The organism is Corynebacterium sp. BF-R-2 (assembly GCF_024586525.1).
Lineage (GTDB): Bacteria > Actinomycetota > Actinomycetes > Mycobacteriales > Mycobacteriaceae > Corynebacterium > Corynebacterium singulare.
Genome location: NZ_JAMFTP010000005.1, coordinates 85,544 through 110,356 on the forward strand (window position 1 = coordinate 85,544; position 24,813 = coordinate 110,356).

Genomic DNA, 24,813 nt, shown 5'->3' on the forward strand with positions numbered 1-24,813 from the left:
CGCGAGCGATACGGGGTTGTTAGGATGGTCACATGAGTAACGGAGAGACCCTGCTGATCGCCTACGACGGCTCCGCCCGCGCCGACCGCGCCCTCGAATACGCCGCGCATCTTCTGCGCCCCACCGACGTGAAAATTCTCACCGCATGGGAGACCTCCGCGCGCCAGGCTGCGCGTGCCGTGAGCCGCAGCGGACTGCACCAATCCGCAGTGTCTTCTGAGCACGTCGAGGACGACCCCGCATACGAGGAGGCGCTGGCGATTTGCCGCCGGGGCATCACCAAGGCGGAGTCCCTGGGCCTGCGCGGGCATGCCCACCTGGTGGAATCTGTGTCGTCGATTCAAAGCGCGATTGTGGACGCCGCTCAGGAACTTGACGTCGATGTCATCGTCACCGGAACCCGCGCGCTGACCGGCTTCCGCTCGCTGTGGAATAACTCGACCGCGGAGTACATCGTGCGCAATGCGGGCCTGCCGGTGTTCATCGTTCCGCCAGAGAATGACGATGATTCCGATGACTCCGACGCATCCGGCGACGACGCCTAAGAAAAGGCCATAACGCGCTAGCGACCTGCTAGGATCTGCGGACATGGCATTCGATAGCGATTCCCTCAACAAGCGCACCCTGGGTCCGGCCCTGGGCAGCGCGGTTGTTGGCGTGGCTTTAGGGGTCGTGACCATCCTGGGGATTGCCCAATTCTCGCAGGCAGACGCCGTGCCGAGCACTAGCTCCGTCAAAGCCTCCGACGCCGTGATGGGCGGGCCGGAGTACGGCTCCCGCGAGTAACAGTGCGCGCGCGCATCGGGGGGCTTGTGTGTCTAGCCCTCGTGGTCGTGGTGCAGCCGTGGGGGCTGACCGCCGCCGACACCAAACATGACCTCGTGGCCAACCCCTCCGGGTTCTTGGCCGGTGCCCTGCATGCCTATACGGACACCTTCACTCTGGGACAGCTACAGAACCAAGCCTATGGATACCTCTTCCCGCAGGGCTTGTTTTTCCTGCTGACGGACCCGCTTCCGGATTGGATAGCCCAGCGCCTGTGGTGGTTTCTGGTGCTGGCCGTGGGCTTTGGGGGTTTCTTCCGGTTGGTTCGCGCGGCGCTTCCCGCGGCACCTGCCCACGCGGCTCTTGCGGGTGGGTTGCTCTATGCGCTCTCTCCCCGCGTGCTCACGACGCTCGGCGCGATTTCCTCAGAGACGTGGCCGGTCATGTTAGCGCCCTGGGTGGTGCTGCCTTTTCTTCGGGCCGGGCGGCTGACCTGGCGGGATGCCGCGCCCTCAGTCGCGGCGGTGGCCTGCATGGGCGCGGTCAACGCCACGGCCACGATGGCCGCCTGCCTGCCCGCAGGTTTGGTTCTGGTGTGGCGTCGCGCGGGCCGAGCTGGGCTGGCCTGGTTGGCTGGCTGCGCTGCTGTCTCCGCGTGGTGGATTGTTCCGCTGCTCATTCTGGGCCGCTATGCCCCGCCATTTACGGAGTTCATCGAGTCCGCTGGGGTAACCACCCGCTGGCTCAACCTGGCGGAGATCCTGCGCGGCACGACAAGCTGGGCACCCTTTGTGGATACCGAGCGCGTCGCCGGCACGGCGTTGGCCACCGAGCCCGTCTTTGTGCTGTTCACGGTTGGCGTGGCCGCGCTCGGGCTGGTGGGCCTGGCGCGCCTGCCGCGCATGTGGAGTGTCATGCTGCTGATCGGCGTAGCCGTGTTAGGCACGCATGCCGCGTGGTACCTCGATGCGTTGGATGGGCCGCTAGCCGCGTTGCGCAACGTGCACAAATTCGACCCACTGGTGCGCATACCGCTTCTGCTCGGCGTTGCTGCGGTGGTGTCACGGATAGGTCTGCCACACAGTGTGCATCCCACGCGCCGCCAAGCGGCAGGCCTTCTCGTGGGCCTGATCATGGTAGGTGTTACTGCCCCCGCCTGGTCTGGGCGGCTGCTGCCAAAAGGCGCGTATGAGGAGGTGCCCGCCTACTGGCATGAGGCGGCCGACTTCATGAACAGCTTGAATACGCGCGTGCTCATCTACCCGCCCGCTTCCTTTGCCCGGCAGGACTGGGGCTGGACGCGCGATGAGCCTGCGCAGCCACTTCTCCGCGTGCCCTGGGCCGTGCGCGACGCCATCCCCCTCATCCCGCCTGAAGCCATTCGTGGTCTCGACGGCGCGATGGCGCAGATTTCACGCGATCCCGCGACTGCCCCGGACGTCCTCCAGCGCTTGGGCATCGGCGCAGTGGCGGTGCGCCACGACCTTATCTCCGGTTCCTCGGCCCGAATTCCCGGCGAGGTCCACACGTTTGGTGAGGTTGACGTCGTCGTCTTCGACTCCGATCTCTCTATGAACCTGGCGCCTGCGGATCTGCCGCGCGTGGCCGGTGGCGGTGAAGCGCTGGCGCTCCTGCAGGGACCTCATGAGCTCGTGCCTTCCGACGCCTCCATCGTCACCGACTCGCCCTCCCTGCGTGACCGCAACTACGGCACGCTCGACGGCCCAGTCTCCGCGCCGCTGGCGCCGACCGATCCGTCGACTGTGCGCAATCGCCTGCGCGACTACCCCTCCGCTGGCCCGCTCACGCAGGTGGTGGAGCACGATGGCCGCGTGACTGCGTCGTCGTCAGCCGCGGATGCGTCTGCTTTCGGCGGTGCGAACCCGGCGCGCTCAATGACCGCGGCCGTCGACGGCGAGAACTCCACCGCCTGGTGGCCAGCCCCCGGTGATACCGGCTGGCTGGAACTGCACTCTGAGTCCACGTGGACCTCCCCCACGTTGCGGCTCATGACCACCGGCACGACTGAGGTGACCATCCACAATGGTGACTCCTCCGTCACCGTCACCACGGAGGCCTTCCGCGCCCGCGATATCCGTGTGCCCGGGGCCCGGGCCTCCACCATTCGCATCGAGCCCCAGCGCCGCACAGGCATTGCGGAGGCGTCCATCGTTGATCAGCCAACGCCGCGCCGCCTGGTCACGGTGCCTGATACCTCGCCCAATGCGGAGCAATTCCTCTTCCAGCAGGATAATGAAGGTGTTCTCATCCGCTCTTTCACCGCGCCGCGTTCTATGACCGTGCGCGTGTCCGGTGAGAACACTGTGCTTATCGACGACCAACCCCACGCCCCCGGCGCCACCATCCCCCTCTCCGCGGGACAGCACCTCGTGCGCACCACCGGCGCGTGGGCCGCGCTCACCGACACCGCCTCCACGCTTCCCGCTCCCCTGCCCGCTTCGTCCCGCGCGCTGTCCGTTTCTGACCGTGGCTATACTCCACTCGCCCCCGACGAAGCCATCGAACCCGCTCATCACGACCGCCTCCTCATCACCGGCCGCGCCTTCAACGAGGGCTTGCGCGGCGAACTCCGCTCTCCTGGCTCCGAGCCGCTTCACCTCGAACCGCGCTCCGTCGATGCGGACACGCAAGCCTTCCTCATTCCTGCCGGTGCCGCCGGCCGCGTCCACCTCTCTTTTGTTGCTGACCGCGCCTACCGCGTGAGCCTCGGCCTCGGCGGCGCTCTCGCCGCGCTCACCACAGCTTTCTGCTTGTTGGCCCTCTCCCGCCGACCCCGGCGGGCCGTTGCTGCGGCCCTGCCCGCGGCACACCACTCAGTCCCGTCTCACCCCACTAGTGTCATAATCGCCCTGATGATCGCGGCAACGATGACGCTCGTGGCTGGCCTGCCCGGCCTTGCCACCGCTGCTGCAGCATGGGCCGTCACGCGTTGGACCACGCTGCGCGCTGACTACCTCGCGGGCGCGCTTGCCCTCGCCGCCGGCGCGATGCTCGCCCGCGCGCCCTGGCCCTCCGATGGCTATGCTGGCGACTCGCTCCTTGTGCAACTACTCTGCGTCGCGGCGATTACCTGTGCGTGCCTCCCGCCTCACCGGATCCACTAGGCCGGCTGCCTGCAGCTTGACGGGGCAGAGAGCGCGGAACAAAGATGCGGCCGCGGGAGGCGGCAAGGGAGCGGAGCAAGTCGCGGCCCGGGACCTCCACCAGCACATAAGTCGCGGCAGACAGCGCGCAGCTCACCACCACCGTAAAGACCAGCACTACCGCGAAGTCCCAGGCAGAACCAGAAAAAGCCGAAACGCCTAAGAGCGGGAAGGCGATGGCCAGCACCGCCACGTGCCACAGGAAAACCCCGTAAGACCAGCGGCCCAGCGCCCGCATCCACTCGGAAGACAGCCAGCTCTCACGCGGCGCGAGCGCCACCGGCACCACGATGCAGGCCCCGCACACAGCCCCCACCGCGATGCGACGCGCGAACTCATCCGGGGCCGGGTGAACTAGGCCCTGCGGGCCAAACCATTCGCGGCTCGCCAGCCACACGCAGCCCAAAGCCACCGCCCAGCAGGCAGGACGTACGATGCGCCCTGCGCGCACGCGCACCCCGGACGCTTCAGCCTCCGCCGCCAGCATGCCCACCGCGAACCACGAGAAGTACGCCGGCGGCCAAATCTGCGTGTTGACCTGGCCTGATTCATACGAGGCCACAAAGGGCAGGAAGCCCCACCCGAGGCTCAGCAGACCGGCAACAGCAATAAACGCCACCCGCCCACGCGCTGACAACTTATCCAACCCCCACGCCAGCAGCGGCAACACCGCGTAAAAAGCGAACTCCACGCTCAATGACCACAACTGCGTGAGCCCCGGAACCAGCCCATCGGCGATATACAGCTGCATCCCGGTCAGATTGGTGAGGAGTTGAGGGAGGGAGAGGGGGGAGGCGTCGGGAAGCAAGGCGAGTACCGCCACCACGCACACCACATACAACGGCGCCAAACGTGCCACACGGGAAAGAAAATACTGCCCCACCGTGTGCGCATGCCGCCGGCGCCACAGCAAAAAACCGCTGAGCACGAAGAAAACCGCCACCCCGTAGTCCAAGCGCTCGGCCCAGGCCCAGCCGGTGGCCGTCTGGAAGGACACGTGCGTGACCACGACCGCCAGGGCCGCCAGCGCACGCACGCCTTCGAGCTCGGGGAGAAAGCGCATGACCCACTACGATACTATTTCTGCAGTGATTCTCTTCGACCGATCGGAGCTGACGTGTTCCTTCGCTCCCGCCTAGCGCAGGTGACCATTGCCGCTGCGGTCTTCCTCATTCTCGGATCTGTTCTGCCGCCGCTCTACAACAATCAGGCACGCCCCCTGGCCACGAACCTCAACCTCGAGGTCCGCGTGGAGCAGGACGGAGTCGAGTTCACCCGCCACACCACCACCTCCCCGGCAGAGAAGGATTCGGTGACCCGCGCGCAGTCCACCACGGATCTCGTCGCGGATGGCGAGACCATCGCGCACATCACCGAGGATTCCCTGCTCAACCGCGAATCCACCTACCCGGTAGCCGGCCCGAACACGACGCAGCACATCGAGCTTCCCGCCTTCGACGTCCAGGTAGAGGACCGCATTGAGCGCGATGGCATGAGCTATTTCTTCCCCGCCGGCGCAGAGCAGCGTTCCTATCCTATCTTCGACCCGCTGGCCCAAGCCTCCACTCCCATCGACTTTCTGCGTGATGAGAAACTCGACGGCATCCCCACCTACGTCTTTTACCAAGACGTCGCCCCGGTCTCTCTTCTTGAGGTCTTTTCCTTCGATGCCCACCAAGCCGGCCCTGCCAGCGATTTCTATTCCCCGTCGTCGCTCGAGCGCTATAACCTCAAGCCAACGTCCCATGTCATCCTCGAGCCTTTTTACGCCGTGAGCCGCACCGTGTGGGTGGAGCCGACCACCGGAACCATTGTCAATGAGGAGGAGCATCCGCGCATCTTCTGGGCCACGGATTCCCACCAGGCCCAGGCCATGGTTGAGGCCGATGACACCAAGGAGCGTGCGCTTCTCGACGTCCCCCTCACCTGGCCCGACTCCACCCGCACCGAGCGCCTTGATGCGGTGCGCCGCGTCATCGAGACGGTCAAAGTGTTAAGTATTGTCGGCTGGCTGGGCAAGACCAGTGGCGTGGTGTTGTTGGCGATTGCGGCCGCGATGTTTATGCGCCGCCGTGCCCAGAGCACTTAAGGTGGCGCGGGACGTGTCCGCCAGCAGCGCAGTGCGCTGGGCCCTTCGGGTCTGGGGTGTGGTGCTCGTTCTCGCGGTGTGCTGGCCTTTTCTGCTGCCCGGTGAGTTTGTGTGGCGCGATATGGTGCTGCTGGACCAGCCGGCGTTGACCGCCTCCGCCTTCGGTTCCGGTGATCTGCCCGCGCGCAATGCCCCGCAGGATGGCGTGCTGGCCCTTGTCGGTGGGGCGTGGATGGCGCGGGTCTTCGTTCTTGGTGCAGCCAGTGCTGCCGCGTGGTCAGCGTGCCGTTGGTCCCTGGGCCGCGCCCACCCCAGCCCCTGGGCGGCTGGCGCCGCGATGGCCTGTGCGGTGGCCAATCCTTTCGTCATTGAGCGGCTCCTGCAGGGCCAGTGGTCGCTGGTGGTGGCGGCGTGGTTGGCGCCGGTGATCGCGTGGGGGTGCCTGCGCGGTCATCCGCGTACGGCATGGCTGGCGCTGTGGGCCTCGTCCTTGACGCCCACCGGCGGAGTCTTCGGGGCGCTGAGTGCGGTTCTCTGTGAGCGCGAAGGGCGGCGGCGGTGGCTCTTCGCCGGCGGGTCAGTTCTCCTGTGGCTGCCGTGGGCGGTCCCCAGCCTCCTCAGTGGCAGCTCCCGCGCCGCGGGCGATCCGGCGTCCCAGGCCGCGGCCTTTGCTCCACGCGCGGAGGCTTACGCGGGGACGGTCGGCTCGCTGCTCGGCTTTGGCGGCATCTGGAATGCGGCGGCGGTGCCGGCCTCCCGCGAGGCAGGCTTCGCGCTGGTCGGATTGGTGGTCGCCGTGCTGGCAGTCCTGGGTGCTTCCAGCCTTGATCGCGGTGAATTGCGCCCACTCGCGGTGCTTGCGGCGGTGGGCATGGGCCTGGCCATCCTCGGCGGGATTGCACCTGGGGTCACCGCCTTCGCCGTGGAACATATCCCCGGCGCGGGCCTTCTTCGTGATTCCTCCAAGCTCACCCTGCTCGCCCTTCCGCTGGCGGTGGCGGGCATCGGGGCGCTGCGCCGCCTGCCGGCAGCGATAGCCCTCTGCGCGTGCCTGCTCCAGGCCCCCGATGCGCCGCGGGAGCTCGCCGTGCTTCGGCCCCACGACACCGGTGTGGACCGCCAGCTCATCGACGAGCTCGATGGGCGCCTGACCTTCTTCGCGGACCGCCCCGCCATGGTGGAAGTCCCCGGTGGCATCGCCCTCGACCCCTACGCCAAGGCGGCAAACAAGCTGGATTCCGGCGCACTCACCGTGGATGGCGTCATGGTGGATGAACCCTCACCGCGCTATATGGCGGCCGCAGCGGCCTGGAAGGAGCGCGACCTGGAGAAGCTCGAAGAGCTCGGCGTGGGCGCGGTCGTCGTCGACGGCCACATCGCCGCCACCACCGATGCCGCACCGCAGCCCTTGCCGTGGGGGCTTAGCGTCCTCTGGTGCGCACTTCCGCTTCTAGCAACTCTGCGAAGCGCGCACCGGTCGTCTCCCACGAAAACCTAGCCGCCAACTCCCGCGCGGCAGCACCCAACTGGGCTCGGCGCGCCGAATCTTCCACAAGGTCGCGCACCGCTGGCGCGAACTCCGCCTCGCGCTGCACCAGCACCCCGGTCTGCCCGTCAATGACGCTGTCTTGCAGGCCGAAGGCATACCCCACTGTGGCAACCCCATGTTGGGCCGCCTCCATGACTGCCAGACCCCAGCCTTCTTTGCGAGACGGCATGAGGTGGACATCAGCGCGGGCGAGCAGTGCATGTTTGTAGTCCTCGGTGACCTGTCCGCGAAAGCGGACGCGGTCCTCCACGCCGCGGGTCCGGGCGTACTCGCGCAGGTGGGATTCCCACCAGCCGGAACCGATGACGTCGAGAAGCGCGCCCGGAATCCTGGCCACGGTGTCCATGGCATGCTCGATCTGCTTGTGCGGCACCAGGCGTGACAAGGTCACCAGGTGGATGTCAGCCTCGCGCTCCAGGGTTGGCACGTGTTCCGGCAGGGGGTCCACACCATTCTCAATGATGTGCGCGCCGTGAATCCCCAGCTTTTCCAGGTCCCGCTTGGAGGCCTCCGAGACCGTCACCCACGTGTTGTGGCGGTACAGCGCAGGCACCACACGGGATTCCAGGAACCAGCCCAACCGCGCCAGGATGGGCCCAGCCACCGGCCACTGCTCGCGGTGGCAGTGGTGCGTCAGGATGACGACGGGCGCGCGGGTGGCCAGGCGCGCGAAGAAGGGGATGCCGTTGTGGGTATCCACTACGACGTCGACTCCGCGCATATCGCGCGCACCCACCAGCAGCGCTAGCAGCGCACGCGGGTACACGCTGAACTTGGCGCCGGCACGCGAGTAGATAACGCCGTTACGGCGCTCGCGCTTGGCGGCGTTCATGTGGCGCGCGGTGCGAAAGACCACCTCGTGGCCTTGGGCAGCGAGGTATTCGCCCACGCGCTCGAGGTAGCGCTCGGAGCCACCGCCTTGCGGGTGGGTGGAATCGCGCCAACAGAGTAGAAGGATTTTCATGTCGAGGAACTAGCCTAGTGGGTTATGAAACGCACCCGTGCCTTGGCCACCCTGCGCCGCTCGTGGCGGCTGCTGCGCTCCTTCCGCTTCGAACAGACTGCGCCCGCGGTATTCTATGGCGGTCTGGCTGAGGACACCGCCGCGCTTGTCGACGCCCTCTGCCACGACCACTCCCTCTCCCTTCACGGTGCGCGCGTGCTCGACGTCGGCGGCGGGCCCGGCTATTTCGCTTCAGCTTTTGCCCAGCGCGGGGCCAGTTACGTGGGGCTGGAGCCGGACTCGGGCGAGATGTCCGCCGCCGGCATCGAGGTAGCCCATGCCGTGCGCGGCGATGGCACCTGCCTGCCCTTCGCGGATAACACCTTCGACATCACGTATTCCTCCAACGTGGCCGAGCACATCCCTCACCCGTGGGACATGGGTGAGGAGATGCTGCGCGTGACCAAGCCCGGCGGTCTGGTGATCTTGAGCTACACGGTGTGGCTGGGCCCCTTCGGCGGGCACGAGACCGGCCTGTGGGAGCACTACGTGGGCGGCGCTTTTGCCCGCGACCGCTATACCCGCCGCCACGGCCACCCGCCGAAGAATGTCTTCGGCTCCTCGCTCTTTGTGCTCTCCGCCCGCGAGGGCCTGGATTGGGCGCGACGTGAATCGTTGCGTGGTTCGGAGCTCGTCGCCGCCTTTCCGCGCTACCACCCGTGGTGGGCATGGTGGGTGACAAAGGTGCCGGTGCTGCGCGAGTTCCTCACCTCCAACCTGGTCCTCGTCCTGCGCGCCTGATGGCTGAGTCAGACTTAGTCGAGGCGCCTGCGCAGAGAAGCCAGCCAGAGCGCCACGCCCACGGCCGCGAAGTACACCAGCGCCCCGTCACGGCCCCAAGGCGGGAATAGCGCCACGTCCTGGCCGGTAGCGAAGACGCCGTTGAGGAAGGGCAGCCAGCCGGTGAGGCGCGCGCCGCCGGGGATGAGCCACAGCGCGTTTTCTACCAAGAGCGCCCAGACCGTCAGCGCCGCGATGCTCAACGCCGGGGAGCGCAGCAGCCGGCCCAGCGCCACACCGTAGCCCACCGCCAGCCACGCGTACACCGGGCCGAGAGCCACCATGCGCAGGCCCGCGAAGAAGTTCACCTGCCCATAGAGCACCGGGAAGAACGTGGGCAGGAGCAGCAGGCACAGGCTGACGCTGAGCAGTGTCGCGGCCGCCGCGAGCGCGCCCAGGAAGCACCAGCGGGCCAGCTGATCCAGCCCTGACCACGGCGCCGCCGCACGCAAGGCCCGCGATCCGGCGGTGGCCTGCGCCCACGCCCCCAATGCCGCAAACACGATGCTGCCCAGGTAGATGGGCCAATACGCCGCATTAGTAGTGTCCACGGACTGCGCCTGAAGGATGCCTCCCGCGGACTGGACGTGCTCCGCCACCGCTGCCACCCCGAAGGTCACCGCCAGCGGCAGCGCAAACCCCAGCGGCACGGCGACCCGCACCAGCGGGCCGCGCGCCCCGCCCAGGCGCACGGACTCGGCGCGCAGGCTTATCCGCCAGCGTTGCCACGCCTTCATGCCCGTGCCCCTAGCTCCGGGATCAGCGCCGCCACGGCGGATTCGAGGTCGGGGGCGCCGGTGGAGGCGATGACGTCCTCAAGGGAGCCGTGGGCAAGAGCCGTGCCCTGGCTGAGGATGGTTACCGAGGCGTCGGCAACCTCGGTCGTGGCCTCCACCTCGCGCAGGTGATGCGAGGCCACGATCACGCAGCGACCCTCCTCCGCCCACGCGGCAAGCAACTCACGCAGCCACCACACGCCCTGGATATCTAGGCCGTTGAGCGGCTCATCCAGCACAATGCTGCGCGGGTTTCCCGCCAAGACGCTGGCGATCCCCAGGCGCTGGCGCATGCCCAACGAGTAACCTCCGATGGGGCGCCGCGAGGCCTCCTCGAGCCCGACGGCCCGCACCAGCGCCTCCGCCTTTTCCACCGGCGCGCCTGCGAGGGCGCACATCCACTGCAGGTGGCGCAGGCCGGTGTGCTGCGGTGAGAAATCTTCTGCGCTCAAGTAGCTGCCCACGTGGCGCAACGGATAGTCGGTACCGCGCAGCTCCCGCCCGTCCACCAGGACCCTGCCGCCGCGCGGGCGCAAGCTTCCGGAAAGGCAGCCGAGGAGCGTCGACTTTCCGGTGCCGTTAAGCCCCACGACGTAATTGATGCGGCCATCAGCGAAGGTGCAAGAAAGGTCGCGCACAGGCGCGGCTGTGCGGCGCGAGCCATACCAGTGGCTCAGGTTGTCAACGTCAATCACGCCGCCGCCTTAAAACGCGCCCGCGATGGGCAGGCCCACCGCATCGATGCCGTTGCGCAGCGAGTTCGTGGCCAGCTTCCAGCGCCCGTCGAGGTAGCGGAACTCCACCCGCAACGAGATCGTGGGACGCCCGGCCGAGCTCGCGTTGAGCGTGGCACTCGCGGTGTTCCCCTCCACCGTCAGTGGCCCGCTAATCCGCTTCCAGCCCAGCGGCGGACGGAATATCCCCAGGTTGTAAATGGTTCTCGGCACCACCGTCCCCGGCAGCCCAGCCTCGAGGTTGTGTGCCTTGTCCGCATCGGATCCCGGCGTGGCCACGAGCGCGTGCAGGACGCCGTTAAGGTCATCGAGCGTCGGCTCCGGGTTAGTAGCCGCAAAGCTCGCGCTGAAATCCCCACTGGGGTACCAGCCGGTGTTGGGGTCCTCCACCGTCTCATCCACCGCCTGCTCTGGCGCTGGGTCTGCCGCTTGATTCTCCTGCGGTGCCGGTTCCAACGCCACAGCGGGGGCGTCCTGCGCAACGCTTGGCGACGCCGCGGACGCCGCCGTTGTTGGCGCCGTTGTTGCCGCAGCCGCCGGCGCTGTGGAGTTGCTGCTCGCGGGCACGCTCGGTTCGGCTGTCTGCGTCATCGCGGCCCCCTGGGCTGCCGCCTGTTCCCACTTGCCTTGGCTGAGCTGCACGCCGAAACCCAAGACCAGCGCAGCGGCGACGCAACTGCTCACCACAGATACGCCAACCGTGGGCCAGCTGATCCCACGTGGGCGGGCCTCCATCACGCCGTCCGGCACGCCGCCGGCAACGTCACCGCTCTCACCGAAACTCATTGAGCAGCCGCGGCCGGCTTGGTCAGCACCACGCCGATGGCCTGCAGGTTGTCGCTGTACTTGTTGAACACCGAACGCATCGCGAAAACGCGGCGGCGGGCGTCGGGCATGCGCAAGACGTTAAAGGCGATACGCGCCACGCCCAGCACACCCTCGTCCTGGAAGTTTCGCTTGGCGCGCAGCAGCGCCATATCTGCATAGTGGCGCTCAGTCACCTCGAAGCCAGCCTCCCGTGCCACGCCGTCCCATTCCTTTGTGGTCAGCGGGCGGGCGTTGACGCGGATGGACGTGGCCAGCGCGCGGCGGATCTCGAGCTTCTGGGCGTCGTCAAGCGTGTCCGGCTCCAGGCACAGCTCATGGATGACATACCTGCCGCCCGGGCGCAGGATACGGAACGCCTCCGCCATGATCGCGGCCTTCCCCTTCTCGCCGTGCATGGTGAGCATGGCTTCGCCAAAGACGACATCCGTACTGTTATCCGGCAAACCCGTGGCCTTGGCGTCATTGACCACCACGGTAGCCGAGGAAGCGCCGGCGAGGCTGGCCTTCGTGCGCGCCACGGCATCAGGATCCTCGTCCACACCGGTGTAGCTGCGCGGGCCTTCCGCCACGATCTGGCGGGCAGTGAGCCCGAGTCCAGGGGCCAGCTCCACCACGTCCTTGTCTTTCAGCTCGGCGGTGTCGATTAGCGTGGTGGTCATCTCCAGCCCGCCGGGGCGCAACACCTTCTTTCCCAGGCGGGCGAGGAGCCAGTGTCCACCAACCTCGGAGTCGGGACGATCGTGCATGGGCAAAGAAGAAGTTGTCATACACCCAGAATATGCGAGACTTTCTCCATTTAAAAGGTCACCCTAACCTTATTGTGGCTAACCTAACATGCCAGAACGCGGCGACGCCCCGCCACCGCTGGGTGGAGGGGCGTCGGAAAGCAGCGGCGCGGAAAGCGGCGTTAGGAGGCAGACTCAACGCGCTCCTTGAGGGCCTTGAACTGATCCCAGACCTCAGACGGAACACGGGAGCCCAAGAAGTGCAGGTACTCCTTGTTGTCTTCCATGTCGCCGGCCCAGTCGGCCGGGTTCACGGCCAAGGCCTCGCGGACGTCTTCGATGTCGAAGTCCAGTCCGGTGAGGTCGATGTCCTCCGGGCGGGCGGTGTGGCCCACGACGGTCTCCACGGCCTCGACATTGCCCTCGATGCGGTCAATGATCCACTTGAGAACGCGAGAGTTCTCACCGAAGCCCGGCCACAGGAAGCGGCGGTCCTCACCGCGGCGGAACCAGTTGACCAGGAAGATCTCCGGCATGCGGTCGCCGCCTTCCTTGCCCATGTCGATCCAGTGCTGCAGGTAGTCACCGGCGTTGTAGCCCATGAACGGCAGCATGGCCATCGGGTCGTGGCGGAGAGCGCCGACCTTACCCTCAGCAGCCGCGGTCTGACCGGAGGAGAGCAGGGAGCCGATCATGGTGCCGTGGTTCCAGTCGAAAGCCTGGGTCACCAGCGGAACGGTGTCCGCGCGGCGGCCACCAAACAGGATGGCGTCAATCTTGACGCCCTTCCAGTCATCAAACTCCGGAGCAGCGGACGGGCACTGGGTAATCGGCACGCAGTAGCGGGAGTTCGGGTGGGCAGCCTTGGTGGTGGAAGACGGAGTCCAGTCATTACCGTGCCAGTCGATGAGGTGCTCTGGGGCCTCGCCCATGTCCTCCCACCAGACATCGCCGTCGTCGGTCAGCGCGACGTTGGTGAACAGAGTGTTGCCCGGTTCCATGGACTTCATAGCAATGGGGTTGGACTCATAGTTGGTGCCAGGTGCCACACCGAAGAAGCCGTTCTCCGGGTTGACGGCGTAGAGACCGTCCTCACGCAGGTGCATCCAGGCAATGTCGTCACCGACAACCTCAGCCTTCCAGCCCGGAATGGTCGGGGTGATCATGGCGAGGTTGGTCTTACCACAGGCAGACGGGAAGGCGGCCGCGATGTGGTACTTCTTGCCCTCCGGGTTGGTGAGCTTCAGGATGAGCATGTGCTCAGCCATCCAGCCCTCTTCCTTCGCCATGACGGAAGCGATACGCAGCGCGAAGCACTTCTTGGCCAGGATGGCGTTTCCACCGTAGCCGGAGCCGTAGGACCAGATTTCCTTGGTCTTCGGGAACTGGGTGATGTACTTCTTGTCATTGCACGGCCAAGCGACGTCCTCCTGGCCCGGCTCCAGCGGAGCGCCCACGGAGTGCAGGGCGTGAACGAACTCGCCGTTCTCACCAATCTTGTCCAGCGCCTGCTGGCCCATGCGGGTCATGATGCGCATGGAGAGCACGACGTAGGGCGAATCGGTGAGCTGCACGCCCAGCTTGGGGTCCGGGTCGCTAATGGGGCCCATGCAGAACGGGACGACGAACATGGTGCGGCCCTTCATAGAGCCGCGGAAGGCCTCCGTCATCTCTTCCTTCATCGCTGCCGGCGGGGCCCAGTTGTTGGTGGGGCCTGCGTCCTCAGCGGTTTCGGTACAGATGAAGGTGCGGGACTCCACGCGGGCGACGTCCGACGGGTTGGAGCGCGCGAGGTAGGAGTTCGGGCGCTTCTCCTCGTTAAGCTTGATGAGGGTGCCCTTCTCTACGAGCTCGGCAGCGAGGCGGTCAGCCTCCTCCTGCGAGCCATCAACGAACACGACCTCATCCGGCTGGAAGAGCTCAACGTTCTCACTGATCCACGAGATGAGCTTCTCATTCTTCGTGGGCAGTTCACCTACAAGGCCTGGAATAGTTGCGGTCATTTCAGATTCTCCTGTGTTCGGTAGGCCGGGGCACTTCTTGGCGCCGGTGGAGAACGCTCCTCCATCGACGTCTCACCAACCAGAGTACGGACACAGGTGCTACCAGGATGTGTAACAAAGGCCACGCTGGTTATATCCACCCAGCTCAGACCGCTTTAGCCGAGGATAAAGGACTGTGGAATAGGGTATAACACTGCGGGAAATCCCCCTTCATGGGGGTAAAAATTCCCACACGAGCACATCCCGTACGGGCGTACTTTTACCCCCGGCGCGTCCGATCGGGCATCATCGGACTTTTCTGCACGGCGCGGCACGTTGCCTCAAACACCTGCTTAAGGGAAAGATATAAGCCGATGAATAGCGCAGACTCTTCCCCGAATCCCGCCGCCGAGATGCCCCACGGCCGCGGCTTCCAGACGGACTTCAACACCGAGTTCGACAACGATCTGGACTACCCACGCCTAGGCAACGTCACCTTTCGTCGTGGCACCCTCACGGACAACCAGAATGCCCTCTTTGAGGAACACTGGCCGCAGCTTGGGCAGATGCTTTCCGACGTTCCCCTCGACATCCCCTCCTGGTTCGGCCGCGACGGCGCGAAGACCATCGTGGAGATCGGCTCTGGCACCGGCACCTCCACCGCGGCCATGGCGCCGCTGGAGAAGGACACCAACATCATCGCGGTGGAGCTTTACAAGCCGGGCCTGGCCAAGCTGTTGGGCTCCATCGTGCGCAATGACATTGACAACATCCGTATGGTGCGCGGCGATGGCATCGAGGTACTCATGCGCATGATTGCCCCGGAGTCCCTCGACGGCATCCGCATCTTCTTCCCGGATCCGTGGCCGAAGGCCCGCCATCACAAGCGCCGCATCATCCAGTCCGGCACGCTCAACCTCTTTGCCTCCCGCTTGAAGAAGGGCGGCGTGCTCCACGTGGCCACCGACCACGCTGGCTATGCCAAGTGGATTGATGAGCTCGTCGAGGTCGAGCCCTCCCTGGATTACAAGGGCTGGCCCTGGTCGGAGTGCCCCATCCTCACCGACCGCCAGGTCATCACCAAGTTTGAGGGCAAGGGTCTAGACAAGGAACACGTCATCACCGAGTACCTGTGGGAGAAGAAGTAATGGCCGGAACCTATCTCCTGGTATGGGATGCCCCCAACATGGACATGGGGCTTGGCGCCATCCTGGGCGGGCGCCCCACCTCCGCACACCGTCCGCGCTTTGATGCGATTGGCCGCTGGCTCGCCAAGCTAGCCCGAGACAATGACGCCACCCCGGAAGCCGCGGTCTTCACCAACGTCAGCCCCGGCGGCGCTGACGCCATCCGCCCGTGGGTGGAGGCCATCCGCAACGTTGGCTTCGCCGTCTTTGCCAAACCCAAGCTCTCCGAGGACGATGACGTCGATCCCGACATGGTGGAGCACATCAAGGCCAACCGCGCGGACCTCTCCGGTGTCATCGTGGCGTCTGCCGACGGCCAGAATTTTCAGCACCTGCTGGAACAGCTCGCGGAATCCGGCCTGCCCACCTGCGTGCTGGGCTTCCACGAACACGCCTCCTGGGCCGTGACCCACCCGGAGATTGAATTTGTTGACCTCGAAGACATCGACGGTGTCTTCCGCGAGCCGCTGCCGCGCGTCAACCTGGACAACCTGCCCCCAGGCGGTGCCTGGCTGCAGCCCTTCCGCCCGCTGTCCGCGCTGCTGCAGCGCGGGCCCGAGCACAGTTAGGAGCCACAGTGTTTTATTCCTGGGGGCGCTTCTCCTACGCGCACCGCAAAGCCATTCCCTTAGTTCTCGTCGGCCTTATCCTGGTGCTCTTCTTCGGCTTCGGCACCCGCTTGAGCGACCGGATGAGCCAGGAGGGCTGGGAGGATCCGGGGGCGGCGTCGACAAGCGCGGCACAAATCGAGCTCGACACCTTCGGCCGCGATAATTCCGGCGACGTCATCCTCCTCTTCGAGGACCCCGATGCCCACGCCGCCGAGGCCACCGCCTTCCTGGAGGACCTCAAATCCCAGCACCCGGAGCAGATTGACTCCGTGACCAGCTACTTCGATTCACGCAACCCCAATCTCATCACGCGGGACCACTCCACAGCCTTCGCCGCCATCGGGCTCAAAGGCGACGGTGAGCAGACCCTCAAGGACTTCCGCACCATCGAGGACTCGCTCCACGCCAGCGACCTGCCCGTGCAGGTAGCGGGTGCCACTGCCGTGGCTGACGCGCTGGATGAGGGCATGGCCCAGGACATCTCCCGCGCGGAGAAGGCCGCCCTGCCGCTCGTGGGCCTGCTGCTGCTTGTGGTTTTCGGCTCCGTTGTCGCGGCGTTTATGCCGCTCGTCGTGGGCGGGCTGTCCATTCTGGGGTCCCTCGGTATTCTCTCCGTGCTGGCCGGCTTCCTGCAGGTCAACGTCTTCGCCCAGGCAGTCGTCACGCTGTTGGGCCTGGGCTTGGCCATCGACTACGGCCTCTTCATGGTTTCGCGCTTCCGCGAGGAGCTGGATAAGGGCCGCGACACCAAGGAGGCCGTGGCCATCACCACCGCCACCGCGGGCCAAACCGTGGTCTTCTCCGCCGCCATGGTGGCCGTGTCCCTGTCGGGGCTTTTCCTCTTCCCGCAGGCATTCCTCAAGTCCGTGGCCTATGGCTCCATTTCCGCCGTAGGCCTGGCCGCGCTGCTCTCCGTTATGGTGCTGCCGTCGCTGTTCGGCATGCTGGGCCACAACATTGACAAGTGGACCGTGCGCAAGACTTCACGCCGCGGGCGCCGCATCGAGGACACGTGGTGGTACAAGCTGCCGCGCTGGGCCATGCGCCGCGCGGGGCTGATGACCGCGGCCATCTGCGCCCTGCTCATCGCGCTGACGCTGCCGGTACTGGGCGTGAAATTTGGCGGCATCAACGAGACCTACCTGCCGCCGGATAACGATGTGCGCGTGGCCCAGGACCAGTTCAACGAGGACTTCCCCTCCTTCCGCACCGAACCGGTCAAGCTCGTGGTGAAGAATGCGACGAATGAGCAGCTTGTGGACGTCGTCATGCAAGCCCGCTCCATCCAGGGCCTCACCGAACCGATGGGCCCGAAGACCGCGACTGTCGACGGCACCACCGTCCTCGGCGCCGGCATCCAGGACCGCGAGGACTACGGGCGTATCGTCCACGAGCTCGAGAACATCGAGGCTCCCGAGGGCGTCGAACTTTACGTCGGCGGCACCCCGGCCATGGAGGTCGAGTCCCTCGACGCGCTCTTTGACACCCTCCCCTGGATGGCCCTCTACGTGGTGCTGGCCACCTTCATCCTCATGGCGCTGGTCTTTGGCAGCTTCATCCTGCCGCTCAAGGCCATCATCATGACGCTGCTCTCCCTGGGCGCAACACTGGGCATCTTGACGCTCATGTTCGTCGACGGCGTGGGGTCTGGGGCACTCAATTACACCGCCGGACCGCTCATGAGCCCGATCCTGGTGCTCATCATCGCCATCGTCTTTGGCCTGTCCACGGACTACGAGGTCTTCCTGGTCTCTCGCATGGTGGAGGCTCGCCGGAAAGGTGCCTCCACGGACGAGGCCATCGCCGCCGGAACCGCGCACACCGGCGGCATCATTACCGCAGCCGCGCTTATCATGATTGTCGTCGCCGGGGCCTTCGGTTTCTCCGACATCGTCATGATGAAGTACATCGCCTTCGGCATGATTTTCGCGCTGCTTATCGACGCCACCATCGTCCGCATGCTCCTCGTCCCCGCCGTCATGCACCTGCTGCGCGAGGACAACTGGTGGGCCCCGCGCTTCCTCACCGGCCTGACCCATCGCCTTGGCGGCGACAGCGCCCCAGCTGCCGCACCGGCACCTGCCGCCCCGGCGCTGCACAACGAGGAACCCGCCACCGCCACATCCGCTGGGGCCGCTGCCCCTACCCCAGCGCCCGCGTCCAGCCAGGTACTCGCGGAGGAGGGGGCGTCGGCAAGCACCGCGGACGATGCGGCCGTGCGAGGTGACCGCAGCGCCGACACGGACGAGAACCTCATCCCCTTCACCGAACTGATGCGGCGCCTAAACTCCACGGATAAACGATGAACAAGAAGTGGCTCACCTGGATAATCTCCCTGGTTATCCTGGCCGCGCTGGCGTGGTTCTTCCGCGACCAGCTCGACTTCATCACCGAAGGCCTGCGCCGCCTGCGCCACGCGGAGCCTTTCCCGGTGGTGCTCGTCGTGGTCTTTGCGCTGCTCTCCATCGCCGGCATGGCCGAGGTGATGAAGCGTCTCATTGGCGCCGGCGGCGTCAACGTTCCGCTGCGCGAGACCTACGCCATCACCCTGGCCTCCAACGCATGGTCCACGACCCTTCCGGCAGGCCCCGCTTTCTCCGCAGTGCTGACCTTCCAGGTGCAGCGCCGCTGGGGCGCGTCGGTGGCGCTGTGCAGTTATTTCCTGTTCTTGTCCTCGGTCATTAGCTCAATGTTCCTCGCGCTCATCGGACTCGGCGGGGTCTTTTTCCTCAACGCGGATATGGCTCTAGGTTCGCTGATTACCACGGTCATCCTGATGCTTGCGGCACTCGGTGGCATCTTCTGGCTGACCTCCCACCCGGTGACCCTCGAGCGCTGGCTGCGCAAGCTTCGCCCGGGGGCTACCCGGGATCGAGTCATCCAGGAAGTTCGCAACTTGGGCGAGGTCCACCTTTCGCGTGGCCCCTTTTCCGTTGTTGCCGGGGCGTCGCTGGTGCACCGTCTGGCCGATATGGCCGCGCTGTGGGCCTCGGTGTGGGCGGTGACCGGGGAGATTCCGTGGCTACGTGCCGGCGCGGACGACACCACCATTGCCGGTGTTGCCCTGGCTTTCCTCGCCGCAAAACTGGCCGGCTCCGCACAGGTCACGCCAGGCGGTTTGGGCACGGTTGAGGCCGCACTTATTGCTCCGCTGGTTGCGACGGGTCTGACCGTGGTGCATGCCACCTCCGCGGCCATCATCTACCGGCTTATTTCCTTTGCGCTCATCACTATCATTGGATGGGTCATCTACTTCGCCCACTACGCCCGCGATGGCTTCTCCTACGCGGCGCTGAACCAGAAGGAATCCTAAATGCGCGTTGCCCCGCTTATCGACGTCCTCGCCCTCGCCCTCTTCGCCATCCTCGCCCGCCTGGCGCACGGCGGTCTGAGCGTGAGCACATGGTTCGATGCCTTCTGGCCGTGGACTGCGGGAGCGATTGTGGGCTGGCTTATCATCATGGCCACGAAGCTTGGCGGCCTGTGGAAGCAGGGTGCGGTGGTGTGGGTCAGCGCCATCCTTGGCGGCATGGCCCTGTGGGTGCTGGTCAACGGCCGCCTGCCGCACTGGTCCTTCCTCATCGTGGCCACCGTGATGTCCGCGCTGCTGCTCTTTGGCTGGCGCGCCATCGCGGCCTTTGCTACCCGCTCGCGTGCCTAATTGCTCACGGTAATCCGCAACTTACCCATTGCGCGATCCAGAATATCTTCCGGATCTGCCCCACCGCAGGCATGCGCTACGAGGCAACCAAGTCGCTCTGTTGAAGAGCTCGCAGTGTCCACCCTTAACCCAGGTTCCGCTGTGCAATAGCCGGCAAGGATCCCTGGCTCCGATAGCGCCTCCTCGACCCCACTAACGGCTGTGATAGTTCCGGGAGGGACTTGGATATAGCGAACAGCGCTACTGTGACCATCGCGCCGTTGAGGAAAGACAAATCCATCGTTAAGAGCGTTTTTTCTACTGTGCTGGCGCAAAGCATCTGCAATGAGAGGATCAAAAATGTTTGCACCGTGCACAGAACTGACAAGTAGGTGAATGAAGTCGCCGCCTGGGCGCACATGCCCTTCACCTAAAACCACCCCCTGGCCGTCCACCCACCAGCCCTCGACATGAAAGAGCCCCGCACTTAATCCCCATGCGTTAAGGGCAGAAATGACAGATGCGGCTATCTCTTCTTCATGATCCGCAAGAAGGACGCTAGGGTAACGGTGTCCGATTTCCACCACACCCTCAAGCCGCTTATCAGTGATACCGACTACGACAGGTTCGGAGGCGTAGAAGTATCCCTCCGCCGAAAACTCAGTTCCTTGGACGAATGCTTCGACGAAGCCGTCCGACAGCGTTTGGAGCGCCTCCCTCGCACTCTCGAGATCAGTGTGAACACTCACTCCAGCACTACCTGATCCGCTGCGGGGCTTCACGACCCAAGGACCTGGAATGTCCCTCGGATCCTCTGCCGTCGCCGGCTGTTCGAAACCAGCATCGCGCAAACATTGACGGGCCTCATCCTTCCGCTTCAATCTAGCTACGTACTCCGGAGCGTTACCACAATCGTCGAGAAGCGCAGTCTGATATGTGTAGTCTTCGCGGAAGCATACGTAGCCTTCACAGTCACTGTATCCAGTTGATTCCTTCCGAGCGAGCGCTTCGTCGAGGTTCTTCCCGTCTAATTCGATGAGCTCTACGCCTTGGCGAGCAGCGGCATCTCGAAGCATGCCTAGCTGATGATGACCGTGCGGCATCCGAGGAAATGCCCCTACCAAGCCGATTCGCTGCTTACTCAACGACTACCTCCACTTCCCGAAGTCTCGATTCAAAAGCTTCAATCTCTCTTCGGGACGACGCCACCACTACAACTTCCGCAAGGACTGAACTCAATGTGTCGGCAGGGGGTTGCGTAATCACATCGCCGACATGCACGTGTTGTTGGGATTCTACGACGATAGGAGCTGTAGGAAGCTGACCCATAGATTTAAGTATTCCCTCTTTTTCAGTATGTAGCTTGAGTGTTGCCGCCACATAGCCATCGCGTGGCACCGCAAATGAAGGTCTTTGCCCCGTTGCAATGCGTACCAAATCGCGAGCGAAGGATACACCGGTTACCTGCGGTACCAAGTGGGAGGCAATGTAGTCTCCACCTGGTCGAGCAGCAATCTCGACCAACTTAACTGTTGACGTTCTAGCGTCAAAGAAGAATTCCATGTGGAAGGCACAATTATTGATTCCAAGGGCTTTGATTGTCGCTTGCAGAAGCGGCTTCACCGCATCCTGAATTCCCTCTACGGCCGATGGAAACACCTGTCCAATTTCCAAACGATGCTTAGAAGTAGTTGTCTTATCTGTCACGCCTATGAGATGAATTTCCCCTTCGTATACATATCCCTCGGCGCTATGTTCGCTTCCGGTCAGTAACTCCTCCACTACCATCGGGCCGCCCCATCGGGACACCGCAGCCATGACTTCCTCCGCCGTATGGCACAACGAAAACCCTCGAGACCCAGACGCATCCACTGGCTTGACCACACACGGGACCGTGATTCCTGCACTCTCCATAACCGTTAGTGCACTATCGCCCGGCGCAATCAACGAAAACGAAGGAACCATCTGCGGGGCGATACTTTGCACGGCCTTTCGCATCTCAAATTTGTTCCGTGCCTTCAGAGCAGCGTCCTGCGATGGTGCAGGAAGGCCGAGTTTATCGGCAAGCAAAGACACCGTCTCTACATCACGGTCGCTGAAAGTGACAACTCCACGGATGTCGTAGCGGGATGACAACTCATCCACTGCTGCAGTGACAGCATCTTGGTCATTGGTATCAAGCTGCACTGTCTCTACGATGCCGGCAGGTCGAACTTCCTTGTCAGTGAGAAGCACCGCACCATCAGATGCTTCGAAGGCTGGTGTCCATTCCGCGGCAGTTCTCCGGTGATTGAGATAGAGGACTACATCGTTGGCCATCTTGAAACGAACCTGCGATGCGCGGCGAACTGCATCCGCGTGCGTACCAGCTTCTACGAAACCTACTCTGTCCCACGAGCATGCTAGTTCGGAGACCCAAGTATTCGGTTCAGCTGTAATAACGCAGTGTCCCGTAGGGTCTTCAATGCTCCGTACCAAACCCCGCGGCGCATGAATGAAGCGAATCGCTGCTGAAGAACTAGGTTGTTGTGGCACTGAGACCGCATATTGGCACATTGCACGCGCCCACTGCTCATAGAGATTTACTCCCCACGCCCGATCAATGAGAAGCATGATTCGGTCGCCTGGTGGGCGGCCAGCGCATTCGATGGGCGTGGTGCCCTTGAATTCGGCATGAAGTAGAGCGGTCTGCACCCCCAACTGCGACACCAAGTTCCGCATGGCCTCTTCTACCCCAGGATTGTGCTGTCCTACTTCGTGTCCTAATTCCACAGCACCGCTAGTCTCTTTGCTCGTAATGTTCAAGAACACCACATCACCATCGACTACGAGGCATTCGGCCGACGTCTCATCTCCCTCTATCAAGCTCTCGCAAATGTAGCGAGTATCCCATGGTCGGCCCGCTTCCTGGCGAGGTTCGCGTGCGGTCGACGTATGAGTCCACGCCTTCGAAACCTCTTCAGATGAACGAATGATTGAGACACCAAGTGAGGCCTGACGGTTCGCCGGCTTAATCACACATGGCGGCTCTAAAATGTCACTTTCGCTCTTAACCTCAGTCCATTGAACTCCGCCCACACAACGGCGGAACGCAATTTTATCTCGCAAGGGAGCATCTTCCCCTGCATGCGGCAGTCCGACGGCGCGAGCTGCAGCATTAGCGGCGCCCACGGCATACTCCAAGCCCGGCACGATGCCATCGACATGCGTACCCTTTAGAATCTCACGGATACACTCGACGGCTGCAGGAGAATTGTTCTGGTATTCGCACCACTCCCACCGCGAAAGAACAGATCGAATTCGAGGGTCAGCAGATCGCTTTTCGAGTCCCTTCTTTTCATACAGTGAACGCTCCTCCACCACTATGACACAGAATTTGGTGTCTGCCTCAGCAAGAGCGCAAAGGGCCTCGTGATTATAGCCAAACATCACTAGCGTCAGCGTTCGAGGAGAACTGCCGGAACCATCTGCAGAGCGGTCGTTCAATTTCATATTCATCGCCTTTTCATTGATCTGTTTGTTGGCTTGTCAGTTTCAGTGTCAAAAGCCGCGCTCTCAATGCTTAGCCGAGGATGGAACCTTGTCGCATTGTTTAGCGTCACGTCCATTACTCATTAAGCGAACAACAAAGCAGCAGACAATAAGCACGGCAGCAGACAACGCGATCCATTGAGGAGCAACGATGACACCGAGCCCGAGACCGATTCCTTCCCCAGTGGCAACCACTAACTGTCGCGCCTGAACCGCTTCTAAAGAACCAGCCATTGGTAACGAAAGAAGCGCTGCATCCACTAGCGGAATAAAAAGAGTCTCCGCGAAAGAAAAAATGATGATCCCAAGAAATGGATTAATTTTCACCGCGACTAGGGCAATTACAAAAACTAAAGGAGAAACCAGCACCAACGTCTGATTCGATAGTCCGCTGTCTCGTGCTTTCTTAATCAATCGCGTGCCCAGAGGCTGAAGCAGTACCACCGAAAGGGCATTTACCGCAAATACCGCTCCTCGGATGACCGGCGACGTGTAATGCGCACTGACTGCTACCGCTATGGAAGAAAAGAGCTGACTATAAAGCATGTACCCAACCACCACGCCGAGAACAACCCATCGCACAGTTGCCTTGCCTAGGGGCTGAATTACCCTACGAGCAAAGGAACCCCGGACATCAGCTTTCCGAGGTCTTAGCTTGTATGACAACGTCAACGCCGGTACAACTGCAGCGGCCAAGTAGCATGCAGCGGTATAAAAAAAGATCACATTCGACGTCGATGAGAACAGGACATTGCCGATGACTGGCCCGACCGCTGCCGAGACGTTCACCGCAATATTGATCGATCCAAAAATCTCTAACTTAGTCGTCTCAGATGTTTCGGATTCAACAAGGTAGTGCCGAATACTCGATCCATTCATGTTTATTCCTGCTCCAGCCAAGAGCAAGGCAACGATGAGTATCGCCACATTAGGCTGCAATCCGATAACAAAGAAAGAAACTGCCGCGGCAACTAGACCGATCTGCATGGCCGCAGCGAAGGGTAGCAATCGTAGGATTCTCCCCATCACCAAGGTTGATGCTCTTACCGAAATGCCGAAGGCAGCCATCGCACAACCAGCGATGAACGGAGAAACCTTATCGGGAAGCCAGAGCGCCAGAATCGGCATCACAGCGAAGTAGCCGAGATGCGACAGAAAATAGTCAAACACAAAACTGTACCGCGCCAGCCGCGTCACGCGTGCGTCAACAACCATTTGCTATCCCATCGCCCAGGGATTCAGGTAGCCGACAGCTACCAGCGGAGAGCCCAGCCACAGATGATTGCTCCAACAGCGCGCTGATTTTTAATGCTAACGCCATAGGGCGATCTCCCTGTCTCTCCCAACAAAATACTGATAGTGAGCCACCTTACATCGAGCTTCGTATAGTGTCTTCGACTACGCGAGATTTTCTTTATTTAATTTGAGCAAGCCATCGATTGAGATCGT

The 24,813-nt window shown here is 63.4% G+C and carries 21 protein-coding genes; 11 read left to right on the forward strand and 10 right to left on the reverse strand.

The genetic code is table 11. The annotated features are described in order from the left end of the window. Positions 1 to 32: 32 nt before the first annotated feature. Genes M5J09_RS04580 through M5J09_RS04590 form a run of 3 tightly spaced genes read left to right on the forward strand, consistent with a single transcriptional unit; the run spans position 33 to position 3,890 of the window. Positions 33 to 545: a universal stress protein gene (locus tag M5J09_RS04580; RefSeq protein ID WP_144792490.1), complete on the forward strand. Its 513-nt coding sequence runs from the start codon at positions 33 to 35 to the stop codon at positions 543 to 545. Positions 546 to 588: 43 nt separating this feature from the next. Beyond that, entirely contained in the window at positions 589 to 786 is a 198-nt protein-coding gene (locus M5J09_RS04585; RefSeq protein ID WP_042532598.1) for a DUF2613 domain-containing protein, read from the forward strand. A gap of 2 nt (positions 787 to 788) precedes the next feature. Continuing rightward, the gene (locus M5J09_RS04590; protein WP_257157114.1) at positions 789 to 3,890 is read left to right on the forward strand and encodes a DUF3367 domain-containing protein; all 3,102 of its coding nucleotides are present in this window, start codon (positions 789 to 791) and stop codon (positions 3,888 to 3,890) included. Here M5J09_RS04590 and M5J09_RS04595 read toward each other — a convergent pair. Next, positions 3,853 to 4,992 (reverse strand): acyltransferase, encoded by a 1,140-nt coding sequence (locus M5J09_RS04595; RefSeq protein ID WP_257157115.1) that lies wholly within the window; start codon positions 4,990 to 4,992, stop codon positions 3,853 to 3,855. The genes M5J09_RS04590 and M5J09_RS04595 overlap by 38 nt on opposite strands. Positions 4,993 to 5,046: 54 nt before the next feature. Here M5J09_RS04595 and M5J09_RS04600 point away from each other — a divergent pair, with 54 nt between their 5' ends. Next, a complete protein-coding gene (locus M5J09_RS04600) occupies positions 5,047 to 6,018 on the forward strand; it encodes a DUF3068 domain-containing protein (RefSeq protein ID WP_257157116.1) in 972 nt (323 codons plus the stop codon). A gap of 13 nt (positions 6,019 to 6,031) precedes the next feature. Beyond that, complete coding sequence (locus M5J09_RS04605) at positions 6,032 to 7,516, forward strand: hypothetical protein (RefSeq protein WP_257157117.1); 1,485 nt, start codon at positions 6,032 to 6,034, stop codon at positions 7,514 to 7,516. On the opposite strand, the gene M5J09_RS04610 is transcribed toward M5J09_RS04605, so the two are convergent. Beyond that, complete coding sequence (locus M5J09_RS04610; RefSeq protein ID WP_257157118.1) at positions 7,440 to 8,531, reverse strand: glycosyltransferase family 4 protein; 1,092 nt, start codon at positions 8,529 to 8,531, stop codon at positions 7,440 to 7,442. The two genes, M5J09_RS04605 and M5J09_RS04610, sit on opposite strands and share 77 nt — an antisense overlap. Before the next feature lie 24 nt (positions 8,532 to 8,555). Here M5J09_RS04610 and M5J09_RS04615 point away from each other — a divergent pair, with 24 nt between their 5' ends. Continuing rightward, positions 8,556 to 9,311 (forward strand): class I SAM-dependent methyltransferase, encoded by a 756-nt coding sequence (locus tag M5J09_RS04615; protein WP_257157119.1) that lies wholly within the window; start codon positions 8,556 to 8,558, stop codon positions 9,309 to 9,311. 14 nt (positions 9,312 to 9,325) lie between these two features. On the opposite strand, the gene M5J09_RS04620 is transcribed toward M5J09_RS04615, so the two are convergent. From M5J09_RS04620 to M5J09_RS04640, 5 genes are all read right to left on the reverse strand, one after another. After that, positions 9,326 to 10,000 (reverse strand): hypothetical protein, encoded by a 675-nt coding sequence (locus M5J09_RS04620; protein ID WP_257157120.1) that lies wholly within the window; start codon positions 9,998 to 10,000, stop codon positions 9,326 to 9,328. Between the two features lie 83 nt (positions 10,001 to 10,083). Beyond that, complete coding sequence (locus M5J09_RS04625; protein ID WP_257157121.1) at positions 10,084 to 10,821, reverse strand: ATP-binding cassette domain-containing protein; 738 nt, start codon at positions 10,819 to 10,821, stop codon at positions 10,084 to 10,086. A 9-nt stretch (positions 10,822 to 10,830) separates the two neighbouring features. Then, positions 10,831 to 11,646, reverse strand: coding sequence for a hypothetical protein (locus tag M5J09_RS04630; protein WP_257157122.1), 816 nt, complete (start codon positions 11,644 to 11,646; stop codon positions 10,831 to 10,833). Then, on the reverse strand, positions 11,643 to 12,455 hold the full coding sequence (locus M5J09_RS04635) for a class I SAM-dependent methyltransferase (RefSeq protein ID WP_257157123.1): 813 nt from the start codon (positions 12,453 to 12,455) through the stop codon (positions 11,643 to 11,645). Before M5J09_RS04635 ends, M5J09_RS04630 begins: the two co-directional genes overlap by 4 nt. A 140-nt stretch (positions 12,456 to 12,595) precedes the next feature. Beyond that, positions 12,596 to 14,416, reverse strand: coding sequence for a phosphoenolpyruvate carboxykinase (GTP) (locus M5J09_RS04640; RefSeq protein WP_257157124.1), 1,821 nt, complete (start codon positions 14,414 to 14,416; stop codon positions 12,596 to 12,598). Between the two features lie 353 nt (positions 14,417 to 14,769). On the opposite strand from M5J09_RS04640, the gene trmB reads away from it, so the two are divergent. From trmB to M5J09_RS04665, 5 genes are read left to right on the forward strand one after another with little or no spacing between them, the layout of a single operon-like run. Next, positions 14,770 to 15,543: a tRNA (guanosine(46)-N7)-methyltransferase TrmB gene (trmB, locus tag M5J09_RS04645; RefSeq protein WP_374982100.1), complete on the forward strand. Its 774-nt coding sequence runs from the start codon at positions 14,770 to 14,772 to the stop codon at positions 15,541 to 15,543. Beyond that, the gene (locus M5J09_RS04650; RefSeq protein ID WP_257157125.1) at positions 15,543 to 16,151 is read left to right on the forward strand and encodes an NYN domain-containing protein; all 609 of its coding nucleotides are present in this window, start codon (positions 15,543 to 15,545) and stop codon (positions 16,149 to 16,151) included. Before trmB ends, M5J09_RS04650 begins: the two co-directional genes overlap by 1 nt. A gap of 8 nt (positions 16,152 to 16,159) precedes the next feature. Beyond that, positions 16,160 to 18,499 carry an MMPL family transporter gene (locus M5J09_RS04655; RefSeq protein WP_257157126.1) on the forward strand — a complete coding sequence of 780 codons (2,340 nt, stop codon included), beginning with the start codon at positions 16,160 to 16,162 and terminating at the stop codon, positions 18,497 to 18,499. Further along, positions 18,496 to 19,506, forward strand: a complete 1,011-nt coding sequence (locus M5J09_RS04660; protein WP_257157127.1) for a YbhN family protein — start codon at positions 18,496 to 18,498, stop codon at positions 19,504 to 19,506. The genes M5J09_RS04655 and M5J09_RS04660 overlap by 4 nt, the downstream gene beginning before the upstream one ends. Further along, positions 19,507 to 19,854 carry a DUF3054 domain-containing protein gene (locus tag M5J09_RS04665; protein ID WP_257157128.1) on the forward strand — a complete coding sequence of 116 codons (348 nt, stop codon included), beginning with the start codon at positions 19,507 to 19,509 and terminating at the stop codon, positions 19,852 to 19,854. Here M5J09_RS04665 and M5J09_RS04670 read toward each other — a convergent pair. From M5J09_RS04670 to M5J09_RS04680, 3 genes are read right to left on the reverse strand one after another with little or no spacing between them, the layout of a single operon-like run. Further along, on the reverse strand, positions 19,851 to 20,978 hold the full coding sequence (locus M5J09_RS04670) for an ATP-grasp domain-containing protein (RefSeq protein ID WP_257157129.1): 1,128 nt from the start codon (positions 20,976 to 20,978) through the stop codon (positions 19,851 to 19,853). The genes M5J09_RS04665 and M5J09_RS04670 overlap by 4 nt on opposite strands. After that, positions 20,971 to 23,331, reverse strand: a complete 2,361-nt coding sequence (locus M5J09_RS04675) for an ATP-grasp domain-containing protein (RefSeq protein WP_257157130.1) — start codon at positions 23,329 to 23,331, stop codon at positions 20,971 to 20,973. The genes M5J09_RS04670 and M5J09_RS04675 overlap by 8 nt, the downstream gene beginning before the upstream one ends. A gap of 57 nt (positions 23,332 to 23,388) precedes the next feature. Then, positions 23,389 to 24,579 (reverse strand): MFS transporter, encoded by a 1,191-nt coding sequence (locus M5J09_RS04680; protein ID WP_257157131.1) that lies wholly within the window; start codon positions 24,577 to 24,579, stop codon positions 23,389 to 23,391. Positions 24,580 to 24,813 lie beyond the last annotated feature (234 nt).